Below are 5,509 nucleotides of genomic sequence, written 5' to 3' on the forward strand. Positions count from 1 at the left end.
AATTGGGAGATCAGCATGCGCCGTCCCTGACATTGGCGGACAGGTTCGAAAAAATTGGCAGACGGGCGGTTGCGGCTTTTCAGAATGCTCTGGCGATAGTCGGATTTTTAGGGGAGGTCGTCACAGCAATTGTGGGGCTTGTCTTGCGACCCACCCGGGTCAGATGGACGGCGATTGTGCATCACATGCAACAGGTCGGGCTGAATGCCGTGCCGATTGTGTCGCTGATGGCATTCTTGATTGGTGTTGTGCTGGCCTTTCAAGGTGCTGCCCAACTGCGCCAATTCGGGGCCGAAGTCTTTGTCGTTGATTTGATCGCGATCTCGATCTTGCGCGAATTAGGCATTCTTTTGACCGCGATCATCGTCGCTGGACGATCCGGCTCAGCATTTACCGCCGCCATCGGATCCATGAAAATGCGCGAGGAAATAGAAGCGATGCGCACTCTTGGCCTTGACCCGATAGAGGTGTTGGTTGTCCCGCGTGTGGTGGCGCTGATGTTGATGTTACCTGTGCTGGGGGTGATTGCGAACCTTGCAGGGCTGGTGGGCGGGGCGATGATGTCGTGGATCGAACTTGGCGTATCGCCAGGCGTTTTTCAGTCGCGGCTGGCCAGCAACACGGGTGTTTGGCACCTGGGCGTCGGCATGATCAAGGCGCCATTCTTTGCATTGATCATCGGGATCGTGGGCTGCTTTGAAGGTATGCAAGTCGAAGGCAACGCGGAATCGCTGGGGCATTTGACATCGACCTCTGTGGTTTTGTCGATCTTTTTGGTGATCACAGCAGACGCGATGTTTTCGATCTTTTTTGCTGTGATGGGGGTATAGTAAATGACGGATGATCCCATCATCAGCGTGCGCGGTCTTGTAACCCGTTTTGGCAAACATACCGTCCATGACGGGCTTGATCTGGATGTGCAGCGCGGCGAAATTATCGGCATTGTTGGCGGCTCTGGCACCGGAAAGTCCGTGCTGCTGCACGCCGTTGTTGGCCTGCTGAAACCTGCCGCTGGTCAGATCACGGTTTTTGGCGAAAACGTGCGTGATACCAGCGCGGATGATTACCGCCGTCTGCGCAAACGCTGGGGTGTCATGTTTCAGGATGGCGCACTGTTTTCATCGCTGAATGTACAACAAAACGTCGAAGCACCCATGCGCGAACAACTGGACCTGTCTCCTGTAACGCGTGCGGCGCTTGCTGCGATCAAGGTGCGCATGGTCGGGCTGCCAGAAAACGCACTGCAAAAAATGCCGTCCGAGCTGTCAGGTGGCATGCGCAAGCGGGCTGGTTTTGCCCGTGCGATTGCCCTTGATCCCGAAATCGTCTTTTTGGATGAACCCACCGCAGGGTTGGACCCGATCGGCGCTGCGGCTTTTGATGCGCTGACGGCCCAGTTGCGCCGTGCTTTGGGACTGACTGTATTTTTGGTCACCCATGATCTTGATAGCCTGCATGCGATTTGTGACAGGATCGCCGTGCTGGCCGAAGGACGCGTTTTGGCCACGGGTACTATGGCGCAAATGCAAGATGTAGATCACCCTTGGGTGCAGGCCTATTTCAAGGGACCGCGCGCCCGCGCCGCCCTTGCACAAAAGGAAGCGAGTTAATGGAAACGCGCGCAAATTTCATAATTATCGGTGCGTTCACGCTGCTTGGCATATTGGGTGGCTTGGGCTTTTTCTTATGGCTCGCCAGTGTTCAGATCGACCGGCAGTATGCGCAATACGGCGTGCTTTTTAACAATGTCTCTGGCCTTGATCAATCGGCGGATGTCTTGTTCAACGGGGTCGGTGTTGGCCGCGTTGTTGGCATTCGCATCTGGGAAAAGGACCCAAGCAAAGTCTATGTGGCGGTCGAAATCGACGCAAATACACCTATCGCGGTCGACACGGTGGCACAGCTGGAATCCCAAGGTGTGACAGGTGTCGCCTATATCGCCCTGTCGGGTGGATCGCCCGGTTCATCGCTTTTGACGCCAGAGGTGGATGGCCCACCGATCATCGCGTCACGTCAGTCATCGTTTCAATCGCTGGTCAGCAGCGCGCCCGACCTGCTGGCGGACGCGTCGAAAATCATCAAACAGCTTGAGCAACTGACAGGTGCGGAAAATCAGGATTACGTGCGCAACATTCTGCAAAATGTGGACAATGCAACGGCAGGCCTTGATCGTGCGTTGACGGACTTCTCCGAGATCTCAGAAACACTGCGTACCGCAACAGATCAGGTCACAGCCTTTGTCGCAGGGTTTGACGGGATTGGTCCTGCGGTCCAATCAACATTGGCAGACGCCGACACATCATTTGCGGCAATGACCGAGACATTTGAAAATGCGAATGATGCTATAGATGCGTTGACCCCCGCAATTACACAGGCAAATGATGCAATCGCCACGATCAAACAGCTGATCGAGAATGATTTTGTACCCTTGGCGGGGAATCTAACTGCGACGCTCGAGAACGCGGACGGTGCTTTCGTGAGTGCCGATCAGGCATTTGCCCGCGCTGATGCCCTAATGGCGACGGATCTTGGTCCTGCTTTGTCAGAGGCGCGCGAAGCTTTGACGGGGATGTCGGACACAGTCGCCACAGTCACTGCTGATGTCCCTGCTATCATGACGGATTTGCGCGCAGGTGTGGCCGAGGCTCGTCGCGCTATTGCGGCAGTGGCTCCGGGACTACGCGACTTTAATCTTTTGGGCACAGAGGCGCGCGCGTTGATACGTACGCTGAATGATCTTGCAAGACGGATCAGCCAGAACCCGTCTGGATTTATACTCGACAACCGCGTCCCTGAATATCGGAGGTAACGAAATGACCCTGACACGCCGCTTTTTTGTCCTTGGTGCCCTTGGGTTGCCGGGTTGCACCGCACTTAATTCACTGAACCAAGCGGCTTTGCCCCGTGACACCTATGAATTGCAGCCTGTGGCCATAGCAGAGCAACGCGCACGGTCATCACGCACCTTGTTGGTGTTGGAGCCGACCGCACCCGCGGCCATTGCAACAGACCGTATCTTGATCAAGCAAACCCCGTTATCGGTCACGTACCTGCCTGATGCGCGCTGGTCCGACGAAGTGCCGCAAATGTTGCAATCTGTTCTTATTGAATCACTCGCAGCCAGCGGCGGGCTGGGTTTCGTAGGCCTGCAGGGGTCGGGACCGGTGCCGGACACTGTGCTGTTGACCCGGATTGATGCATTCGAAGTCGAACAGCAGCCCGATGGTGCGTTTCAGGTGCGCGTGTCTTGTGATCTGACGATGCTACGCGACCGCGATCAGCGCGTATTGGGGACACGGAGGTTTGCAGGGTCGATGCCCGTAGTCAACGATCAAGCGGATACGATTGCCCGCGCATTTCAACGCCTGCTGGATGGTTTATTGCCAGATGCAGTGGCATGGGTTTTGGCACGCGCGGCTTGAATACCGCCTAAGGGGCGGGCCAAAGATCGCGCAGGTCTTGGGGCAGGCAGGCGCGCACATCTTCAACTTCGCCACGTGAAATACGGGCGTTGATCAGGTTAAAAACGGCCTTGATGTCTGCTTCACCACGGTAGCCCACGACATCTCCCACTTTTTCCTCAATGGCGGTTGTGAACGCAGTCGCACTGCGCTCGCGCACAGGGGTCAATTTGGGTTGCCAGCCTTCAAAGAACATACCGCGCAAAAGGATGGGAAGTTGCGCGGAAAACTGCGCCATTTCGTTGACGTGCAGGTGGTCGCGGATTTTGCCAAGCACGGCACGCAGCAGGCGCAACACCTCGCGTTCATTCGTCCAACCGGTGCGCCCGGCCAGATCGTTGACCCATTCATGGGCTTCATGCGTCGTGCGTTCAAAAACATGGATTGTGCGGGTCATCGCGGGCTCCTTTCAAAGGGGGTGCGCGGTCTTCGTACCTGATCGGGCGAAACCGCGATTGATCAAAATCAAAATGCCCGACGCAAAGATTGTTAGTTCATGAACGATCCAAGGGGTGCTGCCCCAATCACATTTCCATGGTGGAGTAACGCTGATGAAAGACCCTGAACTGGACATTTTGATTAAGGAACTGGAAACGGATCGCGCAATGACCATCGCGGATTTTGACGGGGTCCTTCACGCGCTAAAGTTTCTACTGCCAGAGCTCGATGCGCCAGGTGCCGACCGCATTGGCACCACTGATCAGGCCATCTTGATTGCCGACAACGCTTATCCAAACTGGTCTGTCCATATCCGTGGCCGTGCGAACGACACCGACGGGCATTGGCAATGTACATTGCGTGAAGACGATAGCCGCGACAGCGACGCCGCAATCGGGATAGGCCGCGGACCAGTGCTGGCGCAGGCCATTTTGGCGGCAGTTTTGCGTTTGGCGATGGCGCAAAAAAGCTAGGTTTTGGCTTCGGCTTTGGCGACATTGCGCAGAACGGAAACAAAGCTGTCAGGCGTCACGGAAATACTGTCGATCCCGAAGCCCACCAGATGTTGCGCATATCTGGGATCATTGCTAGGGGCCTGCCCGCAGAACCCCACCTTTGATCTTGCCTCATGCGCTTTGCGGATCACTGTTTCGATCATCCACAAAACTGCGGGGTCGTCTTCGCGAAACAGCGATGCAAGCGCGTCGCTGTCACGGTCAATTCCAAGCGTAAGCTGGGTCAGATCGTTTGACCCAATCGAGAACCCGTCAAAGCGTTCCGCAAATTCAGCGGCACGGATCACGTTGGCGGGAATTTCACACATCATATAGACCTGCAGTCCATCGCGGCCGCGCTCTAGCCCGTTTTGCGCCATCACCTCCAACACGCGGTCCGCCTCGTCCGGGGTGCGGCAAAAGGGGATCATCATCACGACGTTGTCGAAACCCATCTGCCCGCGCAGCCGCGCGATTGCCTGACATTCCAGCGAAAACCCATCTTGATAACGTGGTGAATAATAGCGTGATGCCCCCCGAAACCCGATCATCGGGTTTTCTTCGTGTGGCTCAAAATCACGGCCACCCAAAAGCTCTGCGTATTCGTTTGTTTTGAAATCACTCATCCGTACGATGACCGGCTTAGGGTAGCAAAACGCAGCAATCCGCGACAATCCACGCGACAATTGATCGACGAAGTAATCGGGCTTGCTGTCATAACCTGCGGTCAGCGCCGTGATCTTGTCGCGGGTTTCAGAATCAGTGATCGCATCAAATTCCACAAGCGCCATCGGGTGCACTTTGACGGCGGCATTGATGACAAATTCCATGCGAGCCAACCCAACCCCGTCAACAGGCAACCGCCACCAACGCAGCGCCGCCGACGGATTGGCGAGGTTTAGCATGATCTTGGTTTTGACCTGCGGCAGTTCTTGCAGCGTCTCTTGTGTCATCGTGATCTGCGAAATGCCTTCGGTGACAATACCCTCTTCACCACCGGCGCAAGACACGGTGACATCTTGACCGTCGTGCAGCAGATGCGTGGCTTCACCACATCCGACCACGGCAGGCAATCCCAACTCGCGACTGACAATCGCAGCATGCGATGTACGGCCA

At 55.9% G+C, this 5,509-nt stretch carries 7 protein-coding genes; 5 read left to right on the plus strand and 2 right to left on the minus strand.

The genetic code is table 11. The annotated features are described in order from the left end of the window. The 4 genes from QZ197_RS14485 to QZ197_RS14500 form a co-directional block, all read left to right on the plus strand. Nucleotides 1-830: ABC transporter permease (locus tag QZ197_RS14485; RefSeq protein WP_296432842.1), on the plus strand; the 830-nt coding region annotated here is incomplete at its 5' end. A 3-nt stretch (nt 831-833) separates the two neighbouring features. Then, complete coding sequence (locus tag QZ197_RS14490) at nt 834-1,610, plus strand: ABC transporter ATP-binding protein (RefSeq protein ID WP_296432843.1); 777 nt, start codon at nt 834-836, stop codon at nt 1,608-1,610. Then, nucleotides 1,610-2,809 carry an MlaD family protein gene (locus QZ197_RS14495; RefSeq protein WP_296432844.1) on the plus strand — a complete coding sequence of 400 codons (1,200 nt, stop codon included), beginning with the start codon at nt 1,610-1,612 and terminating at the stop codon, nt 2,807-2,809. Before QZ197_RS14490 ends, QZ197_RS14495 begins: the two co-directional genes overlap by 1 nt. A gap of 4 nt (nt 2,810-2,813) precedes the next feature. Further along, nucleotides 2,814-3,422: an ABC-type transport auxiliary lipoprotein family protein gene (locus QZ197_RS14500; RefSeq protein ID WP_296432845.1), complete on the plus strand. Its 609-nt coding sequence runs from the start codon at nt 2,814-2,816 to the stop codon at nt 3,420-3,422. Nucleotides 3,423-3,429: 7 nt separating this feature from the next. Here QZ197_RS14500 and QZ197_RS14505 read toward each other — a convergent pair whose 3' ends face one another. Further along, nucleotides 3,430-3,858 (minus strand): DUF2267 domain-containing protein, encoded by a 429-nt coding sequence (locus QZ197_RS14505; RefSeq protein ID WP_296432846.1) that lies wholly within the window; start codon nt 3,856-3,858, stop codon nt 3,430-3,432. Between the two features lie 154 nt (nt 3,859-4,012). Between QZ197_RS14505 and QZ197_RS14510 the strand changes: the two genes are divergently transcribed. Then, nucleotides 4,013-4,372: a hypothetical protein gene (locus tag QZ197_RS14510; RefSeq protein WP_296432847.1), complete on the plus strand. Its 360-nt coding sequence runs from the start codon at nt 4,013-4,015 to the stop codon at nt 4,370-4,372. Here the strand turns inward: QZ197_RS14510 and QZ197_RS14515 are convergent. Next, the coding region (locus QZ197_RS14515; protein WP_296432848.1) for a putative PEP-binding protein at nt 4,369-5,509 on the minus strand (1,141 nt) is incomplete at its 5' end. The genes QZ197_RS14510 and QZ197_RS14515 overlap by 4 nt on opposite strands.

The organism is Yoonia sp., assembly GCF_017854415.1.
In the GTDB taxonomy this organism is placed as follows: Bacteria; Pseudomonadota; Alphaproteobacteria; order Rhodobacterales; family Rhodobacteraceae; genus Yoonia.

Coding starts and splice junctions, on each gene's coding strand:
- QZ197_RS14490 (WP_296432843.1), top strand. CDS start 834: ATGACGGATGATCCCATCATCAGCGTGCGCGGTCTTGTAACCCGTTTT.
- QZ197_RS14495 (WP_296432844.1), top strand. CDS start 1,610: ATGGAAACGCGCGCAAATTTCATAATTATCGGTGCGTTCACGCTGCTT.
- QZ197_RS14500 (WP_296432845.1), top strand. CDS start 2,814: ATGACCCTGACACGCCGCTTTTTTGTCCTTGGTGCCCTTGGGTTGCCG.
- QZ197_RS14505 (WP_296432846.1), bottom strand. CDS start 3,858: ATGACCCGCACAATCCATGTTTTTGAACGCACGACGCATGAAGCCCAT.
- QZ197_RS14510 (WP_296432847.1), top strand. CDS start 4,013: ATGAAAGACCCTGAACTGGACATTTTGATTAAGGAACTGGAAACGGAT.